Genomic DNA, 18,226 nt, shown 5'->3' with positions numbered 1-18,226 from the left:
AGTCTTAAACAGTAAATCGGCTCAAATGGTTTCTTAAATATAAATATTGCAAGTTCAGTTAGCAAGGTAATACGAATTAATCTTTTTTCGCGTCGATTTTGTTTCGAGACAATTGTAATAGTCGGGCTGAATTTATATTTTGTAAAGGGTTTAAAAAAATTTGGAGTTAAAATGGAAGCTTTAACGGGGGTATCAATTATAATTATTATAGCGATAGTTCTTTTCCTGATGGTATTTTTCTATTTCGTACCGATTGGACTCTATATTACGGCATATTTTTCGGGCGTTAAAGTAAAGATTTTCAGGGATTTGATCGGAATGCGCCTGAGAAAAGTATCTCCTCAAGTGATTATCAGGAACCTGATATCGGCTACGAAAGCCGGAATTGAGCTCGACACTTCGCTTCTCGAGGCGCACTATCTAGCAGGCGGAAACGTTACTAAAGTTGTCAATGCGCTTATTTCTGCTAATAAAGCAAATCTCGACCTCGGATTTGAAAAAGCCGCCGCAATCGACCTGGCGGGCAGGGACGTCCTCGAAGCCGTTAAAATGTCTGTAAATCCCAAAGTAATCGAAACTCCGCTGGTAGCGGCAGTTGCTAAAGACGGTATTCAGTTGAAAGCAGTTGCCAGAATTACGGTCAGGACAAATCTCGAAAGATTGGTTGGCGGCGCCGGCGAAGCTACTATTCTTGCGCGTGTTGGCGAAGGGATAGTTTCGACTATCGGCTCGAGCAATTCTCATAAAGAAGTGCTCGAAAATCCCGACAGCATTTCGAAAGTGGTCCTCTCCAAAGGCTTAGACGCCGGTACAGCATTCGAAATATTATCGATCGATATTGCAGATGTCGATGTGGGCACAAATATCGGCGCAATTTTGCAGGCAGACCAGGCGGAAGCCGATTTGAAAGTTGCCCGTGCCAAAGCCGAAGAAAGACGCGCAGCCGCAGTCGCTCTTGAACAGGAAATGACCGCCGAAGTAGCGCGTATGCGCGCAAAAGTAGTCGAAGCCGAAGCCGAAATTCCGAAAGCTATTGCCGAAGCTTTCAGAAAAGGAAATCTCGGCGTAATGGATTATTATAATATTAAAAACATTCAGGCGGATACGGAAATGAGAGCTTCGATTGCCAAACCGGAAGAAAGTAAAGATAAAAACAAAGATCAATCGTAATGGACAGCTTGTTTGAAATACTGATAATGCTTTTTCTCATCAATTCCGTTGTGAGCTCGATATTTGCGGCAAGGAAAAAATCCGAAACTTCCAATAAGGGAGAAGAAAGCTCTTCTTCTCCCGATTTACTGGAGGATTTATTCGGCATTAAATTACCGCAACAAACGCAAAATGAGGATACTATTTCCTGGGATCCCGAAAAAGAGTTCGATGATTACAAAGAACCCGTAAAAGCGACTCAAACTAAAAAAGAAACCGAATTTATAAATCCCGTTAAAAAAGTTAACGGAACATATCAGAAGAAAACCGTTCGTACTAAAGCGGATTCAATACGAAAAAAGATGAAAAATCCTCAGACTATTAGGGAACTCTATATTATATCCGAAATTCTGAATAAACCGAAAGCTTTCCGAAGATAATGGCAAAAAAGTACGTATTAAAAAGAATCAATAAACAGGAAATTACCGACGAATCCCGTTTCAGTATAAATTACAAGGAAGAATTAAACCCTTCGCAATATGAGGCGGTTTCGGCAGTCGAAGGAAACTATCTTGTTATAGCGGGAGCCGGAAGCGGTAAAACGCGCACTCTGGTTTACCGTGTTGCCCGACTAACGGAATTGGGTTATAATCCGTCTTCAATCCTGCTGCTTACATTTACGCGCAAAGCCGCAAAAGAAATGCTCGACAGAGCAGCCATGCTGCTCGATAACCGCTGTTCGAAAGTAAACGGCGGCACTTTCCATTCTTTTGCAAATATTACGCTTCGCAAATACGCCAAGGCTGTCAATCTGGACAGCGGATTTACTATTCTCGATCAAAGCGACAGCGAAGACGTAATCAATTTGATAAGAAGCGAACTCAACCCTACAAAAGACAAAAAAAGATTTCCGAACAAACAAACTATTTATAAAATACTGAGTCTTTCGGTCAACACAGGCAAGCCGATCGATAAATTGATCGAAGAAGAATATCCTCATTTTCTCGAATACTCCGATAAATTCAACGACATTAAAAAAGTGTACGATTCTTATAAACGGCAAAATAATTTGCTCGACTACGACGACTTATTGATTTATCTCAAAAACTTTTTGCTCGATTTCAGCCCCGCCGCCAAATCGTTTTTGAATACTATAAAATTCGTAATGGTTGACGAATATCAGGACACCAATCATCTGCAGGCGGAAATAATAAAAGGACTCGGACAGATAAACGAAAACATAATGGTCGTAGGCGACGATTCACAATCGATCTATTCGTTCCGCGGAGCCACTTTTAAAAATATAATGGAATTTCCGAAGCTGTTCAAAGACGTGAAAATTATTAAGCTCGAAGAGAACTATCGCAGCACCCAGGAGATTCTCGACTTTTCGAATTACATAATCGAACATGCAATCGAAAAATATCCCAAGCGCCTTTACAGCAGAAAAACCGGCGGCGAGTTGCCCGGAATAATCTGCGCGGCAAATGAAAACATGCAATCGCGTTTTATTGTAGAAAAGATACTTGAATTGAGGGAAGAAGATGTTCCGCTCAACGATATGGCGGTATTGTTCCGTTCTTCGTACCACTCTTTCGATCTTGAAATCGAACTGAACAAAGCCAATATTCCCTACGTTAAATTCGGCGGAATGAAATTCATTGAAGCGGCGCATGTAAAAGACCTTCTGGCTTTTCTTAGAATAGCTTCTAATCCTCTCGATTTCGTAAGCTGGTATCGGGTGCTTTTACTCCATGAAGGCATCGGTCCGAAAAAAGCGCGGGCAATAATGGATAAACTGGCAAAAGGCATTCTTACGATAAAAAGTTCGCCGGATAAAACTTTGAGCGCAAGTTATAACGACAAAATTTATAACCTTTTCAACGTGTTGCACGAAATACATACTAAGAATTCGCTCCCAGCCGACAAGGCTGAAATTGCGATGAAGTATTATCATAATTTATTTATCGAGAAGTACGACGACTGGAATAAACGGAAGAAAGATCTGGATATATTCATAAACATTGCTGAAAATTACAGGAGTCTGGAAAGTTTTTTAACCGATATGGCGCTCGAACCTCCTCAGGATTCTGTTGTTGACATCGAGGCAGCCGATAAGGAAAATGAATTTCTTACATTGTCGACAATTCATTCGGCAAAGGGTCTGGAATGGCATACAGTTTTTATTATTCATGCGGCTGACGGATTTTTCCCTTCCACGCAATCGTTCGACAAAATAGAAGCTTTGGAAGAAGAACGCAGACTTATGTACGTCGCTTCGACGCGAGCCAAACAAAATCTGTTCGTTTGTTATCCGATGAATATATTCGACAGATTCCAGGGGATTACATTTGCTAAACCTTCCAGATTTATCGACGGCGTCAGCGAAGAACTCGCTACTCAATGGCTGCTCGAAGACGGATAATTTTATTAGTTTAGTTTCCCGGATTAAATTATCTTTAAAATAAAAATCGGTAAGAAAATTGAATAAAGAACAATTGATTTCCAAAGCGGTAGAAGCGGCTAAAAAAGCTTACGCTCCCTATTCGAATTTCCATGTCGGAGCCGCATTGATAACCAAAAGCGGCAAAATTTATCAGGGCGCAAATATCGAAAATTCATCTTACGGATTGACAATTTGCGCCGAAAGAACAGCCGCTTTCAGCGCTATACTCGAAGGCGAAAAAGAATTCGATGCGATTGCAATCGTAAGCGATTCGGACGATTTTACTCCCCCCTGCGGCGCATGCCGTCAGGTGCTTTCCGAATTATGCGGTAAAGATTTATTGGTTATTATGAATAATAAAAAAGGCGAAATTAAGGAAATGACCGTCGAAGAATTGCTCCCCTTTTCTTTCGATAAGGAAAATCTGGAATAATATGGAACCTGTAACGCATTTTTATCCATTGAGCGCCGGCTGGATTGAAGTAATTGCCGGCTGTATGTTCAGCGGTAAAACCGAAGAATTGATTCGCCGATTAAAAAGAGCGCTTATTGCCAAACAAAAAGTTAAAATCTTCAAACCCAAAATCGACACGCGGTACTCCGAAACCGAAATTGTTTCCCACAACGAGCAATCGCTTCCCTCAATATTGATTGACAAGGCGGAAGATATATTGGAACTTGCCGGCGACGCGCAGGTAATCGGTATCGACGAAGCCCAATTTTTCGATTTGACTTTAGTCGACGTCTGCAACAAACTTGCTGACGAAGGTAAACGAGTGATTGTTGCGGGACTCGACCAGGATTACAAAGGCGAACCGTTCGAACCGATTCCTCAATTGCTGGCTACCGCAGAGTTCATTACTAAAACCCTGGCAATTTGCGTTGTATGCGGAAACATAGCCGACAGAACTCAAAGAAAAATAGTTTCGAACGAACGGGTTTTGGTAGGCGCTTCGGACAGCTATGAAGCGCGATGTCGTAAGTGTCATTATATACCGGATTGAATATGGAACTGCTTTCGCTTTTCAGAGGAATTATCGGCATAATTTTATTGCTCGGCATAGCCTTTTTAATGTCAAATAACAAACGACATGTCAATTGGCGGCTCGTAATTTCAGGCTTACTGATCCAGATTACCTTTGCAATTTTAATTCTGAAAGGAGAAGAGCTCGGAGCATATTTTGCGCCTTTAGGCTGGCCGAAGGAATTTTTCAGATTTATCAGCAGTTTTTTCGTTCTGATACTGAATTTCACTACGGAAGGAGCAAAATTCGTATTCGGCAGTCTCGGACTCGGTCCGGGCAATGAAGAGAGTATGGGAGTCTTTTTTGCCTTCCAGGTTTTACCAACAATTATATTTTTCGCCAGTTTGATGTCGTTGCTTTATTATCTTGGAATAATGCAAAAAATTGTCGAAGGAATGGCCTGGATAATGGCAAAAGTAATGGGAACAAGCGGAGCCGAATCGCTCTCCTGCACAGCAAATATTTTCGTCGGACAAACCGAAGCTCCGCTTATGATTAAACCGTATCTGAAAGGGATGACCAAAAGCGAACTTTTGACTATAATGGTAGGCGGTATGGCTACGATTGCAGGCGGAGTTATGGCGGCTTATATTCAAATACTCGGCGTGGCATTTTCAAAAACTCACAATATACCTCTCGAAGAAGCGCAATTGATTTTTGCTACTCATTTGCTGGGCGCAAGCGTTATGGCGGCTCCGGCTGCATTGTTGATTTCAAAAATAATTTTTCCGGAAACAGGCGAACCTGAAACAAAAGGCAAAGTAAAAGTTAAAGTCGAAAAATCGGCTTCGAACGTAATCGAAGCGGCTGCTGCTGGCGCATCCGAAGGAATGACTCTGGCTTTAAATGTTGCAGCCATGTTAATAGCTTTTATTGCTTTGATAGCGATGATTAATTATTTCCTGGGTTGGCTGGGCGATTTTTCCGGATTGAATTCCTTCCTGCTGGATAAATTCAATGCAAAATTAAGTATGCAATTCCTGTTCGGCTCCCTGCTTCAATTTTTAGCCTACGGCATCGGCGTTCCGTGGGAAAGCGCATACCATTTCGGAAGTTTGATTGGGACAAAAGTAGTGCTTAACGAATTTGTGGCTTATCTCGACATGAGCTCGCTCATACAATCAAACTTATTCACAAACGAAAAAGCCATGTTTATGGCTACTTACGCTTTATGCGGCTTTGCAAATTTCAGTTCAATCGCTATTCAAATCGGCGGAATTTCACCGCTGGCTCCGTCAAGAAGGAGCGACCTGGCAGAACTCGGCATCAAAGCGGTAATCGGCGGCACCCTGGCAAATTTACTTACTGCAACTCTCGCAGGAATATTAATCTGATGATAAACTTAAAAGACAAATACAAAAATATAGTCGAAAACATTATCGATAAAGCGCCCTACAGACCTGAGGTCTGCATTGTTCTCGGCAGCGGTTTGGGAGGCTTTGCGGATAACTTCGTTAATAAATTTACTATTCCGACAAACGAAATTCCCGGTTATCCGAAATCGACGGTGGAAGGTCATAAAGGTTATCTTCATTTTGTCGAATACAACAATAAAAAAATATTACTCGTTCAGGGCAGACTTCACTTTTACGAAGGTTACAGACTGTCCGATTGTCTTCTCCCCGTTCATATCGCTTCGCAAACAGGCGTTAAGAAAATTATACTTACAAACGCTGCCGGCGGAGTCAATAAATATTTCGCACCGGGAGACCTGATGCTGGCTTCTTCTTTTGTCTCCTTTAATATTAAAAAAGAGATGGCTGAAGTCATGGGAGCGGGAAATATCGAAAGCAGAAACCGCAGTTTCCCTTCGGATTATCTGAACGACGTAATAAAAAGAGCTGCTTCGGAAGAAATGATTAATCTGAAAGAAGGAGTTTATTGGTTCAATAAAGGTCCTTCGTACGAAACGCCTGCGGAAATCGATATGGCTGCACGAATGAATTGCGACGCGGTCGGAATGTCCACAGTCCACGAAGCTTATTACGCGCATTTAATGGGAATCGAAACTTCTTCGATTTCTTGTATTACGAATATGGCGGCGGGAATTTCTCAGAATAAATTATCGCATCAGGAAGTAATCGATACAGCCGAATTGGTAAAAGAAAAATTCGAACGGCTTGTAAAAAAATCTATCGAATTAATGTAGACAGCAATGCGGCTGCGCTGATTACTGCCGTTTCGCTTCTCAATCTGTTCCCTGTAAGTTTCAGCAGACTTGCGTTTCCTAAAGCTTCTATTTCAGTATACTCCAATCCTCCTTCCGGTCCGAAGATGAAAAAATAATTTTTATTGTTATCGTAATTATTGTTCAAATATTCCGTCAGTGTGCCGTTACCCTTTTGTTCGAAAATAATTACCTCCCCGTTAAAAGAAATTTTATGCAAATTCTCAGCGTAACGGATGACGGGTTTCCAGCTTCTCAGTGACTGTTTCATAGCCGCCAGCGCGATTTTATTCCATCTGGAAAGTTTTTCGCCTCGTGCAACAGTTCTTTTCGATTCGAAAACGATGAAATCAGTTATGCCCAGCTCGATCGATTTTTCCAGAGCCGCTTCGAACCGTTCGGCATTTTTGAGCCGCGGCAAACAAAAGGTTATATTTTTAAATTTGTTCGGATAAGAATAGATTTGTTTGATTTCCGTTTTGACTTCTCTTTTGGAAATATCGATTATGACTGTCCGGTAGATATTCCCTTTTCCGTCGGTTACGTAAATCTCGTCTCCTGCATTGTGACGCATAACTTTAGTCAAATGATGCACTTCTTCCTGACTTAAAACCAACGTTTTTAAGTCTTCCGTTGTATCCGAATAATAAAGTTCTATTTCGGAAAGAAAAGAATCGCTCAATTAACTATCCTCCGAAGCACATCGAGTGAACAATCTTAATGCATTCGTCCTGAATTACCGTAATTCCGTTTTTGATTAACGGAGCGACAGCTTCGTCGTTGCGTATTCCGAGTTGAAGCCATACTCCGCGCGGATTAATTTTAAGTATGTCGGGAATCAGTCCGGGAATGTCTTCAGACTTTCTGAAAATATTAACAATATCAATCCTGTAAGGAATATCGGTCAGAGACTTAAAAACCGGCACATCGAAATCGCCGTCATGATTCGGATTGACTCCCGCTATTTCGTATCCGTTACGAATCAAATAATCGGCAATCATTCTGCTTGTTTTAAACGGATTGCGCGATAAACCTACCACCGCAATCCGTTTTGAAATTTTCAGTAACTCACATTCGCTCGAGTTATACATAGATATCCGTTATTCGTATTGAGACACGGGCGGACAACTGCAAACGAGATTTCTATCGCCGTAAGCGTTGTTAATTCTGCCTACCGAAACCCACGGTTTATAAATTTTAAGATAGTCGGCGGGGAAAGCCGCCTTTGTACGTGTATAAGAATGGTTCCATTCGTCAGCCGACACTTCAAAAGGAGTATGCGGCGCGTTTTTCAATACGTTGTCTTCGATGTCAGATTTACCTTCTTCGATTTCTTTAATTTCATTATAAATTGAAATCATGGCGTCGCAAAAACGGTCAAGCTCATATTTCGATTCGCTTTCTGTCGGTTCAACCATCAAAGTGCCCGGCACCGGAAATGATACTGTCGGCGCATGGAATCCGTAATCCATTAATCGCTTGGCTATATCGTCCACGTCGATTTTAGCCGATTGTTTGAATTTTCTGGTGTCGAAAATCAATTCGTGAGCGACAAATCCTCTTTTGCCCGAATAGAGAACGGGATAATAATCTTTCAGTTTTTCTTTGAGGTAATTCGCATTAAGAATCGCCGCTTTCGTAGCGTGCGTCAATCCTTCGCCGCCCATCATTTTAATGTATGCATACGAAATAATTAATATGAGCGGGCTTCCGAAAGGAGCGGCTGAAACCGACGTTATAGCCTTTTCGCCTCCGGTTTTTACCAGCGGGTGACCCGGCAAAAACGGTTTTAAGTGCTCGGCAACTGCAATCGGACCCATTCCGGGACCGCCGCCGCCGTGCGGAATTGCAAATGTTTTGTGGAGATTTATATGACATACGTCAGCTCCGATTTCAGCCGGATACGCCAAGCCTACCAGAGCATTTAAATTTGCTCCGTCCATATAAACCTGTCCGCCGTTTTCGTGAATGATTTTACAAATTTCCACGATATCTTCTTCGAAAACGCCGTGAGTGGAGGGATAAGTAACCATCAATGCCGACAGATTATCTTTATGTTCTTCGGCTTTTGCTTTAAGGTCGTTCAAGTCGATATTGCCGTTTTCATCGCATTTAACAACCACAACTTTATTACCCGCCATAACTGCGCTCGCGGGATTCGTGCCATGAGCGGATGAAGGTATCAGAACGATATTCCTGTTGCTTTCTCCTCTGCTTTTATGATAGGCGCGGATGACCATCAGTCCCGTATATTCTCCCTGCGCGCCCGAATTCGGCTGGAAAGAAATTCCTTTGAATCCGGTAATTTTCATCAAATCGGCGCCTAATTCTTCTATTATTCTGAAATACCCTTTCGCCTGATCGGATGGAGCAAAAGGATGGATTTCCGTAAACTCTTCCCACGTGATTCCGAACATCTCAGTGGCGGCGTTTAATTTCATTGTGCACGATCCGAGAGAAATCATTGACGTTGTCAAAGAAAAATCTTTTACGGTTAAACTCTTGATATATCTCATCAACTCGGTTTCGGAATGATATTTATTAAATACCGGATGAGTCAGATATTGACTTCTTCTTTTCAAACTTTCCGGAATGGCATAATAATCGAATTCAATTTTATCTACTTTTTCCGAGTATGAAAGACCGAGAGCTTTGGCAAAGATTTCCACGATTTCAGCAATGTCTTCGACTGTAGTAGCTTGAGAAATCGAAATTCCTATCTTGTCGGTATCAGTATAGCGGAAATTTATCTTTCTTTCGAGCGCCATTTTACGAACGGATTCTACATCCGAAATATTTTTGAATTTAATTAGCAGCGTATCGAAATAAAAATCGTTAAGTTGACTCAGCCCCATTTTTTTAAGATGACTATTCAACAACGATGTCAAATAATGAATCCGCTCGGCAATATTTTTAATTCCTTCCGGACCGTGATAGACGGCGTACATAGAAGCCATAACAGCGAGCAAAGCCTGCGAAGTGCAAATATTACTTGTTGCATGCTCGCGTTTGATATGCTGTTCTCTTGTTTGCAGAGCCATTCTGAGAGCTCTGTTTCCGTGACGGTCGATCGATACTCCGATTATTCTGCCCGGGACAAATCTTTTATACTCCTCTTTGGTTGCAAAATAAGCCGCATGCGGACCGCCGAATCCCATCGGAACGCCGAATCGTTGAGTAGATCCAACTGCAACGTCGGTGCCGAATTCTCCCGGAGGAGTAAGAAGAGCTAAACTCATTAAATCTGCCGCTACGGCTTTGAGAATTCCGAACCGGTCTGCTTTTTCGAACAGTTCCGAATAATCCACAATTTTTCCGGAAGAAGCGGGATATTGAACAATCAGTCCGAAATACGATTCGTCAAAACGGGCATTTTCGTTATCGTCAATAACAAGTTCAATCCCAAGCGGTTCGCTTCTCGTTTTCAAGACTTCAATTGTCTGCGGGAAAATATCATTCGATACAAAAAATTTATTGGCGTTTTTCTTTTTTGTTTTTTGAAAATTAAAAAGCATTGCCATCGCTTCAGCCGCGGCTGTAGCCTCGTCGAGTAACGAAGCGTTTGCAATCGGCAAACCTGTCATGTCGATTATCATCGTCTGGAAATTAAGCAAGGCTTCAAGCCTACCCTGCGATATCTCAGCCTGATACGGCGTGTACGGAGTGTACCAATCGGGATTTTCCAGAATATTTCTTCTGATTACGCCGGGTAAAATAACAGGATAGTAACCGAGACCGATATAATTCTTAAAAAGTTTGTTTTGGTTGGCTATTTCCGTTAGCCTTCCAATCATATGGTATTCGCTCAACGGTTCGCCGAGTTCGAGTTTTTTGTCGCTGCGAATTGATTCGGGCAGAGCTTTCTCAATAAGTTCATCGAGCGAAGAAACGGCGATTTTGTCGCACATTTGTTTAATATCGCTTTCGTCGGGTCCGACGTGGCGATTGACAAATTTGTCGTTAAATAATGGGGTCTCCATATTATTAACTCTCTTTAATGGAAATAATTAATTATTAGCATAACTAATATAGTTAAAAGTATTAAGATGAAGAGGAGTCGTTTTTAATTTTCGAGAGGGCGTCTTTGGCGGCGTTTTGTTCCGCAGTTTTTTTGTTTTTCCCTTTTCCGCTGCCGAGCTTTTCATTATTGACGAATACGTCCACAACAAATTCTTTGTCGTGTTGCGGACCTGTTTCGCTAACCACAACGTATCTCGGCGAGCTGATTTTTTTCGAGTGCGTCAACTCGAGCAATTGTCCTTTGTAATTCTGATCTTTCAGAATATTCCCGTGCTCTTTGGAAGGAGCTATTACAGCTCGCAAAATAAATTGCTTTGCGTATTTCAATCCCCTGTCCAGATAAATTGCGCCAATCAGAGCTTCGATGGTGTCGGACAAAATTGTTTTCATTCCTTCGGCAGTCTGGTCTATATACTTTTGATTATAGAGTAAAAGGTTTACAATGCCGAGGTATTCGGCGCATGCGAATAAGTTGGCTCTGTTTACAATTGTGGAGCGCACTTTTGTAAGGAAGCCTTCTTCCTGGGCAGGGTATGTTCTGAACAAATATTCAGCTACAACCATATTCAGAACTGCGTCGCCGAGAAATTCGAGCCGTTCGTTGGATTTTTCGAGTTCCGGAAAAAGCTCGAGGTACGACCTGTGCGTTAGCGCCTTTATGTAATATTCGGCGTTCTTTACTTTAAAACCGAGTATATTCTCGAGCAGTTCGATGTCGAACAGATAATCTTTAATATATTTTCGATCCTTGCGGAAAAAAATATTTTTGATAAACTTTCCAAACAAGATTATCCTTCGAACTTTTTGAACAACAGACTGGCGTTATGTCCTCCGAAACCGAAAGTGTTGCTGATTGCATATTTAATTTCTCTGTTTACGGGCTTCTTCGGCGTATAATTCAAATCGCATTCGGGATCGGGTTCATCAAGGTTGATTGTAGGAGGAATAATACTGTTTTTTATTGCTAATATTGTGGCGATTGCTTCAACTGCGCCTGCGGCGCCGAGCAAATGTCCCGTCATCGATTTAGTGGAACTGACGTTCATTTTGTATGCATGATCGCCAAAGACCGATTTGATAGCTTTAGTCTCGTTGATATCGTTCAATTCTGTCGAAGTTCCGTGAGCGTTGATATAATCGACTTCTTCGGGTTGAACGCCGGCGTCCCGGAGAGCTTCTTTCATGGCTCGGGCTGCGCCTTCGCCATTCGGAGCGGGAGCGGTTATATGATAAGCGTCGCCGGTTAAACCGACTCCGACAATTTCAGCGTAAATTTTTGCGCCTCTTGCCATTGCGTGTTCCAGCTCTTCGAGTACAATCACTCCCCCGCCTTCTCCCATAACAAATCCGTTGCGGTCTTTGTCGAACGGTCTGGAAGCTTCCATGTATCGGTCGTTCCAAGTAGAAAGGGCGCGAGCCGAATTGAACCCTGCAATCGACATCGGCGTAATCGGAGCTTCGGAACCTCCTGTAAAAATTAGGTCTGCGGAACCTCTTTGAATAAGAATAAACGCGTCGGCTATTGCGTGCGACGATGTCGCGCATGCCGAAACCGTGGCATAGTTAGGTCCTTTCAGACCGTATTTAATTGAAATGTAGCCTGCGGCTATGTCGGGAATCATCATCGGAACGAAGAACGGACTAACTCTTTTGGGACCTCCGTTAATAAAAGCGGAATGCTGTTCTTCGAATGTCCAGATACCGCCTATGCCGCTTCCGAAAACGACGCCGGCTAAATCCGGATTAATTTTCGAAAGGTCTAAAGCGGAATCTTCAAGAGCCATTGCAGCCGAAGCGAGCGCATAATGAGTATAAGAATCCATTCGACGGAGTTCTTTTTTGTCAATATAATCGGCTGGATCGAAATTTTTCAATTCACAGGCAAACTGAGTAGTAAATTCGGATACGTCGAATTTTGTGATTTTGCCTGCACCGTTTTTCCCGGCAACTAAACCTTCCCAGAAATCTTTGATGTTATTTCCAATCGGCGTTACAGCACCCATTCCGGTTATAACGACTCTTCTTTTCTGCATAATATTCCCGTCTTTTTTAATAAAAGAAAAACGAGGCTGTCCTGTTGAACAGCCTCTCTATTATTAACTTACTTTTTCTTTGAGATATTTAATTGCATCGCCTACTGTCGATATTTTTTCGGCGTCTTCGTCAGGAATTGAAATATCGAAAGCTGATTCGAAACCCATAACCAATTCTACGATATCCAGAGAATCGGCGCCGAGGTCGTTCGTAAATGATGCCTCGGGTGTGATTTGAGATTCTTCAACGCCGAGCTTGTCCATGATTATTTCTTTTACTTTTGCTTCAATGTCCATTTATTTTACTCCTTAAATGTTATTGAATAATTAATTATTGATTAGAAACATTTATATTACATTACCATGCCGCCGTCAACGGTTATAACTTGTCCGGTAATATAATCCGAATCGCCGCTGCACAAAAACGCCACAGTTTTAGCTACGTCTTCCGGTTTACCCAATCTTTTTATAGGGACATTCGCTAATATAGCTTCTTTTTGCTGGTCGGTCAATTTATTTGTCATGTCTGTTTCGATAAATCCGGGAGCGACCACGTTCACGTTAATATTTCTGGAAGCGAGTTCTTTTGCATTTGATTTTGAAAAGCCGATAATGCCCGCTTTCGAAGCGGCATAATTAGCCTGCCCTGCATTTCCGGTTAAGCCGACAACAGAGCTGATGTTTACTATTTTACCGTAACGTTGAGAAATCATGCTTTTGAGAACCGCTTTAGTGTAATTGAAAACGCTTTTTAAATTTGTATCCACAACAGAGTTGAAATCATCGGGCGACATTCGCAATAGCAGATTATCTTTGGTTATGCCGGCGTTATTGACGAGTATATCGACGCCTCCGAATTTTTCGATTGCAAATTTAACGGTCTTTTCCGCGTCCTCAAACGAAGCGGCGTCTGCTTTTATGCCCAACACCCTTTCGTTGCCAAGCTCAGCTTCTAGCTGACGCGCAGCTTCATCGGAACTGTGATACGTAAATACCACAGAGCATCCTTCGGCTGCCAATTCTTTAACGATAGCCCTACCGATTCCGCGCGTGCCGCCGGTAACTATTGCCCTTTTATCCTTTAATTTCAACTTTCCCCTCGTTCTGTTTTTTGAAATATTCCTCTCTGTATTCGGCGAGTTCTTTATAGCCGTCTTCGCCGAGAATGTGAATGATTTCGTCTTTGCAGGTTTCGAAAACCGTAGAAGGTTGATTCTCCGGTTTATTGCAATAATGAAGACGATTCAAGTGGTCGTCGTCGATTGTAAGAGCTCCTTCGTAAACCACCAACGGAAAAATGATGCAATAGAAAGGTTTATATTCCCATTTGTAGATTCCTTCTTTCATCGCCATTTTTTGTAATGTGCAATACCCGATTTTATCGAGGAAGACGCATTTGCCGTTATAAACCTGAGTGCCGACGGCTATACCGGATTCAAAATCTTCGTCTTTTTCAGGCGGCTCGAACCATTTATCCGGATCCTTAATCTGAGAATCGTCCATGGCTGCAATAACTTTGTCTTTCATTGCCAGTATTTTATCGGCTTCATATTTATCCGTATAAACGCCGTAATAACAGCACTCGCCCGTACAGATACAGGCGTCGCAGCCCTTGACAAACTTGTGAGTGAAAATGAGCGGGTCGATATAAAGACCCTTAATTTTCTTTTCGAATTTTTTTTCTTCGGCCATCAGAGATACCTTTCCAAATCTGAATATTTTTCGATACCGAATATACGGACATCCGGATTAATTCTCTTAACCAATCCCTGCAAAACTTTGCCGGGCCCGACTTCGTAAAATTCATCGGCTCCGTCTTCTATCATGTTTTTAATCGATTCTTCCCAGCGAACCGGCTTCGTAAGCTGAGCCAAAAGCAGCTCTTTGATTTCATCTTTGTTTTGAACCGGCTTAGCCGTAACGTTTGTATAGACGGGTTTTTTAGCGTCGTAAAAAGGCGTGGACTCGAGAGTCTCTTTCAATTCTTCTCTTGCGTTTTCCATCAAAGGCGAATGGAACGCGCCGCTGACGACAAGCTCCTTAACTAATTTAGCTCCTTCCCGTTTTGCTATTTCCATCGCTTTTCTGACGCCGGTTACCGAGCCGGAAATTACAATTTGACCCGGCGAATTAAAATTTGCGCATTGTACAATTCCTTCTTCGCCGGCGATATTGCAAATATCCATTAATTTTTCCGGTTCCAAACCGATGACGGCTGCCATAGTACCGGGATTTTCAATTCCGGCTTTCAGCATAGCTTTTCCACGCGCATGAACGAGTTTTATCGCTTCATAAAATTGAACGGCTCCCGCCGCAGTCAAAGCCGAATATTCCCCGAGAGAATGTCCCGCCACAAAATCGGGTTCCAAAGTTCTTATCAAACTGCTGAGTACGACGCTATGAAGATAGATTGCCGGCTGAGTCACATCAGTTTGTTTTAAAGATTCTTCCGGACCGTTAAACATCAGATTTCTCAACGGCAGACCCGTTGCTTCTTCGGCAGTTAAAATCATTTCCTTGGCTTCGACGGAGTTTTCGAATAAATCTTTTGCCATTCCGACGTACTGAGAACCTTGTCCGGGAAATATAAAAGCCTTTTTGCCCATTAATCGATACTCCAGGTTAAATAAATAGCGCCCCATGTAAATCCGGCTCCGAAAGCCGAAAGAATGAGATTATCGCCTTTTTTCAATTTGCCGTCGCGATAGTATTCAGTCAAACAAAGCGGTATTGTCGCGGCAGTCGTGTTTCCGTATTTGTCAATATTAATCATAACTTTATCCTGGGATATACCCATCCGTTCAGCGGTAGCGGAAATGATGCGTAAATTAGCCTGATGAGGAACTAGATAAGCTACGTCTTCGGGTTTAAGATTGTTCTTTTCCATAATTTCGTAGGAGACGTCAGCCATTCCTTTTACAGCTACTTTGAATACCGCTTTACCGTCCTGATAAATATAATGGAGTCTTTTGTCGACGGTTTCGTGAGACGCCGGCATAAGGCTTCCGCCGGCTTTCATATACAGGCTGTCTTTGCCGGAGCCGTCGCAGCGAAGTATTGAATCTTTAATGCCGTATGATAAATCTTCTGTCGGTTCGAGCAATACTGCCGAAGCGGCGTCACCGAAAAGGATGCAGGTATTGCGATCGGTATAATCCGTAATAGCGCTCATTTTATCGGCTCCGACGACCAGTACTTTTTTATATCTGCCTGATTCAATCAAACCAGCTCCGGTTTGCAGAGCGAATAAAAATCCCGAGCAGGCAGCCGAAAGATCGAATCCCCATGCGTTTTTTGCGCCGATTTTATCCTGTACAAGGCACGCCGTAGAAGGGAAAAACATATCGGGCGTTACCGTGGCGATTATTATTACTTCGATTTCTTCCGGTTTTAACCCGGAGTTTTTCATTAAATCATTTATAGCTCCGACAGCCAGGTCGCTCGTGGCGCCGTTTTCCAGGACTCGTCTTTCTTTTATGCCGGTTCGCGTTACAATCCACTCGTCGGAAGTTTCAACAATCGATTCGAAATATTTATTGTCAAGAACTTTATCGGGAACGTACATCCCCACTGCCGTAATTGCAGCATTAATCGGTTTATTTGGAGTTGCCATATTCTTTAATCGCTTCCTCGAATTTTTGAATAAGATTTTTTTGATGCATCTCTTTGGCTCTTAAAATCATATTCTTAATTGCCAAAGGAGTGCTAGAGCCGTGTCCTATTATACTTATACCGTTCACTCCGAGGAGGGGTACGCCTCCGTATTTCTGATAATCCATATCGGCAAGCGACTTTTTCAGTACGCCTTTTGTAACGAGCGCCTTAATTTTATTAAGGAACCCTTCGTTCGCATAATTTTTTATTTTGGTTCTCAGGAACGTAAGAACGCTTTCTCCGAATTTCAGCAGAATATTTCCGACGAATCCGTCGCAAACAACGATGTCGGCTCTGCCGTTAAGGATATCCCTCCCTTCTACGTTCCCGATAAAATTGAGATTCGAATTTTTAAGAAGTTGATATGTTGAAAAGACAAGTTCGTTGCCTTTCGATTCTTCTTCGCCTACGCTCAGAAGTCCTACGGAAGGATTTTTAACTCCGTAAATTTCTTTTGCAAAGATAGTTCCTAAAATCGCGTATTCGAAAAGGTGTTGCGGTTTGCTGTCGACGCTTGCGCCGGCGTCGAATACAAGACAAAACTTTCCTTCGGAAGTCGGGAAAGTAGCTCCGATTGTAGGTCTGCTTACTCCTTTAATTCTGCCCATTATTAATGTGGAGGCAGCCATAACTGCGCCTGTATTCCCGGGGCTTACAAAAGCGTCTACCTTTTTTTCTTTAATCAATTTTGCCCCGACAACAATCGATGAATCGGGTTTCGATTTTATTGCCGAAACAGGCGAGTCGTCCATTTCGATTGTTTGAGAGGCGTGAAGTATAAGATTATCGTTGAGTTCAATCTTTTCTTTTTCTGCCGTCTTTAAAATTTCATCGCGGTTGCCAACCAGAATCACATCAATCGAATTGTCTTCTTTAATTGCATCGAGCGCGCCCAAAATATTATTAAGGGGGGCATAATCTCCCCCCATAGCATCAATTGCAATTCTACACTTGATGTCTGAAGTATTAGAATTCATTTAAACAATGATTATTTTTATGATTCCGGTACAAATACTGACTTGCCAGCATAGTATCCGCAATTAGGACAAGCGCGGTGACTTAATTTCAATTCACCGCATTGAGAGCAGCGACTTAAGGAAGGAGCCGAAGCTTTGTAATGAGTTCTGCGCTTATCTCTCCTGCTTTTTGACATTTTACGTTTCGGATTAGGCATCGTTCGACCTTTGTTTAGTTATTGAATTTCAATTTTTTCAATGGTTCCCAGATATCATTATCAGCTTTTACTTCGCAATTACAACTGCCTTCGTTCAAATTCTGACCGCAACGAGGACAGAGACCTTTGCATTCTTCTTTGCACAATTTTTTCAGAGGTATTGCCAGCTCGACGTAATCGAAGACGTCTTTCGTAATATCGATTTTGTCTTCGTCGGGCGATAAATAAAAAACATTAAATTCTTCCAGCCGTGAGTTCTCTTTCGAAAAGAGATAACTCAACTGGAAATGATTATGCAAACTCGCCTCGTATTCCGAATTGCATCTGCCGCACGTTAACCTGGCGTTTGCATCCACATCAAAATCGATAATAATCTGATGCGCCGATTTATCCATCCTGCAATTGACAACTACATTGCCGAAAAAATTTTCGTCCAAACCGATACTATTAACAGGCTCGTCGAATTTAATTTGATGGATACCGTCTGAAAAATTTGTATATTTTATAATCATTTTAACAAAGAGCAAAAAATTACCTCAAAATATAGTATGTGATATC

The 18,226-nt window shown here is 42.2% G+C and carries 20 protein-coding genes; 7 read left to right on the top strand and 13 right to left on the bottom strand.

The window, feature by feature from the left end; all coding sequences use genetic code 11:
- Positions 1–171 precede the first annotated feature (171 nt).
- Genes floA through ACSSWA_RS08720 form a run of 7 tightly spaced genes read left to right on the top strand, consistent with a single transcriptional unit; the run spans position 172 to position 6,769 of the window.
- A complete protein-coding gene (gene floA, locus ACSSWA_RS08750; protein WP_437356187.1) occupies positions 172–1,170 on the top strand; it encodes a flotillin-like protein FloA in 999 nt (332 codons plus the stop codon).
- Positions 1,170–1,589: a hypothetical protein gene (locus ACSSWA_RS08745; RefSeq protein WP_437356186.1), complete on the top strand. Its 420-nt coding sequence runs from the start codon at positions 1,170–1,172 to the stop codon at positions 1,587–1,589. The genes floA and ACSSWA_RS08745 overlap by 1 nt, the downstream gene beginning before the upstream one ends.
- On the top strand, positions 1,589–3,574 hold the full coding sequence (locus ACSSWA_RS08740) for an ATP-dependent helicase (RefSeq protein WP_437356185.1): 1,986 nt from the start codon (positions 1,589–1,591) through the stop codon (positions 3,572–3,574). The genes ACSSWA_RS08745 and ACSSWA_RS08740 overlap by 1 nt, the downstream gene beginning before the upstream one ends.
- A gap of 58 nt (positions 3,575–3,632) precedes the next feature.
- Positions 3,633–4,028, top strand: coding sequence for a cytidine deaminase (gene cdd / locus ACSSWA_RS08735; protein ID WP_437356184.1), 396 nt, complete (start codon positions 3,633–3,635; stop codon positions 4,026–4,028).
- 1 nt (position 4,029) lies between these two features.
- Entirely contained in the window at positions 4,030–4,599 is a 570-nt protein-coding gene (locus ACSSWA_RS08730; protein WP_437356183.1) for a thymidine kinase, read from the top strand.
- 2 nt (positions 4,600–4,601) lie between these two features.
- On the top strand, positions 4,602–5,954 hold the full coding sequence (locus ACSSWA_RS08725) for a NupC/NupG family nucleoside CNT transporter (protein ID WP_437356182.1): 1,353 nt from the start codon (positions 4,602–4,604) through the stop codon (positions 5,952–5,954).
- Positions 5,954–6,769 carry a purine-nucleoside phosphorylase gene (locus ACSSWA_RS08720; RefSeq protein ID WP_437356181.1) on the top strand — a complete coding sequence of 272 codons (816 nt, stop codon included), beginning with the start codon at positions 5,954–5,956 and terminating at the stop codon, positions 6,767–6,769. Before ACSSWA_RS08725 ends, ACSSWA_RS08720 begins: the two co-directional genes overlap by 1 nt.
- Here ACSSWA_RS08720 and ACSSWA_RS08715 read toward each other — a convergent pair.
- The 13 genes from ACSSWA_RS08715 to ACSSWA_RS08655 all read right to left on the bottom strand — a co-directional run bounded on the left by ACSSWA_RS08715 (position 6,753) and on the right by ACSSWA_RS08655 (position 18,195).
- Positions 6,753–7,469, bottom strand: coding sequence for an RsmE family RNA methyltransferase (locus tag ACSSWA_RS08715; protein WP_437356180.1), 717 nt, complete (start codon positions 7,467–7,469; stop codon positions 6,753–6,755). The two genes, ACSSWA_RS08720 and ACSSWA_RS08715, sit on opposite strands and share 17 nt — an antisense overlap.
- A gap of 4 nt (positions 7,470–7,473) precedes the next feature.
- Entirely contained in the window at positions 7,474–7,878 is a 405-nt protein-coding gene (locus ACSSWA_RS08710; protein ID WP_437356179.1) for a CoA-binding protein, read from the bottom strand.
- A 9-nt stretch (positions 7,879–7,887) separates the two neighbouring features.
- Entirely contained in the window at positions 7,888–10,767 is a 2,880-nt protein-coding gene (gene gcvP / locus ACSSWA_RS08705) for an aminomethyl-transferring glycine dehydrogenase (RefSeq protein WP_437356178.1), read from the bottom strand.
- A 61-nt stretch (positions 10,768–10,828) separates the two neighbouring features.
- The gene (rnc, locus tag ACSSWA_RS08700) at positions 10,829–11,593 is read right to left on the bottom strand and encodes a ribonuclease III (protein WP_437356177.1); all 765 of its coding nucleotides are present in this window, start codon (positions 11,591–11,593) and stop codon (positions 10,829–10,831) included.
- A gap of 2 nt (positions 11,594–11,595) precedes the next feature.
- Positions 11,596–12,840 (bottom strand): beta-ketoacyl-ACP synthase II, encoded by a 1,245-nt coding sequence (gene fabF / locus ACSSWA_RS08695; RefSeq protein ID WP_437356176.1) that lies wholly within the window; start codon positions 12,838–12,840, stop codon positions 11,596–11,598.
- Positions 12,841–12,903: 63 nt separating this feature from the next.
- On the bottom strand, positions 12,904–13,137 hold the full coding sequence (locus tag ACSSWA_RS08690) for an acyl carrier protein (protein ID WP_437345955.1): 234 nt from the start codon (positions 13,135–13,137) through the stop codon (positions 12,904–12,906).
- Positions 13,138–13,193: 56 nt separating this feature from the next.
- Positions 13,194–13,931, bottom strand: a complete 738-nt coding sequence (fabG, locus tag ACSSWA_RS08685) for a 3-oxoacyl-[acyl-carrier-protein] reductase (protein WP_437356175.1) — start codon at positions 13,929–13,931, stop codon at positions 13,194–13,196.
- Entirely contained in the window at positions 13,915–14,532 is a 618-nt protein-coding gene (locus tag ACSSWA_RS08680; protein ID WP_437356174.1) for a DUF3109 family protein, read from the bottom strand. The genes fabG and ACSSWA_RS08680 overlap by 17 nt, the downstream gene beginning before the upstream one ends.
- Entirely contained in the window at positions 14,532–15,446 is a 915-nt protein-coding gene (fabD, locus tag ACSSWA_RS08675; protein WP_437356173.1) for an ACP S-malonyltransferase, read from the bottom strand. Before fabD ends, ACSSWA_RS08680 begins: the two co-directional genes overlap by 1 nt.
- Complete coding sequence (locus ACSSWA_RS08670) at positions 15,446–16,453, bottom strand: beta-ketoacyl-ACP synthase III (RefSeq protein ID WP_437356172.1); 1,008 nt, start codon at positions 16,451–16,453, stop codon at positions 15,446–15,448. The genes fabD and ACSSWA_RS08670 overlap by 1 nt, the downstream gene beginning before the upstream one ends.
- The gene (gene plsX / locus ACSSWA_RS08665) at positions 16,437–17,471 is read right to left on the bottom strand and encodes a phosphate acyltransferase PlsX (RefSeq protein WP_437356171.1); all 1,035 of its coding nucleotides are present in this window, start codon (positions 17,469–17,471) and stop codon (positions 16,437–16,439) included. The genes ACSSWA_RS08670 and plsX overlap by 17 nt, the downstream gene beginning before the upstream one ends.
- Positions 17,472–17,488: 17 nt before the next feature.
- Entirely contained in the window at positions 17,489–17,668 is a 180-nt protein-coding gene (gene rpmF, locus ACSSWA_RS08660; protein ID WP_014857109.1) for a 50S ribosomal protein L32, read from the bottom strand.
- Between the two features lie 14 nt (positions 17,669–17,682).
- Entirely contained in the window at positions 17,683–18,195 is a 513-nt protein-coding gene (locus ACSSWA_RS08655; RefSeq protein WP_437356170.1) for a YceD family protein, read from the bottom strand.
- Between the last annotated feature and the right edge of the window lie 31 nt (positions 18,196–18,226).

Origin of the sequence: Melioribacter sp. Ez-97 (assembly GCF_051488665.1) — a bacterium.
GTDB lineage: Bacteria > Bacteroidota > Ignavibacteria > Ignavibacteriales > Melioribacteraceae > Melioribacter.
This window is presented reverse-complemented; position numbering and strand designations above follow the sequence as displayed.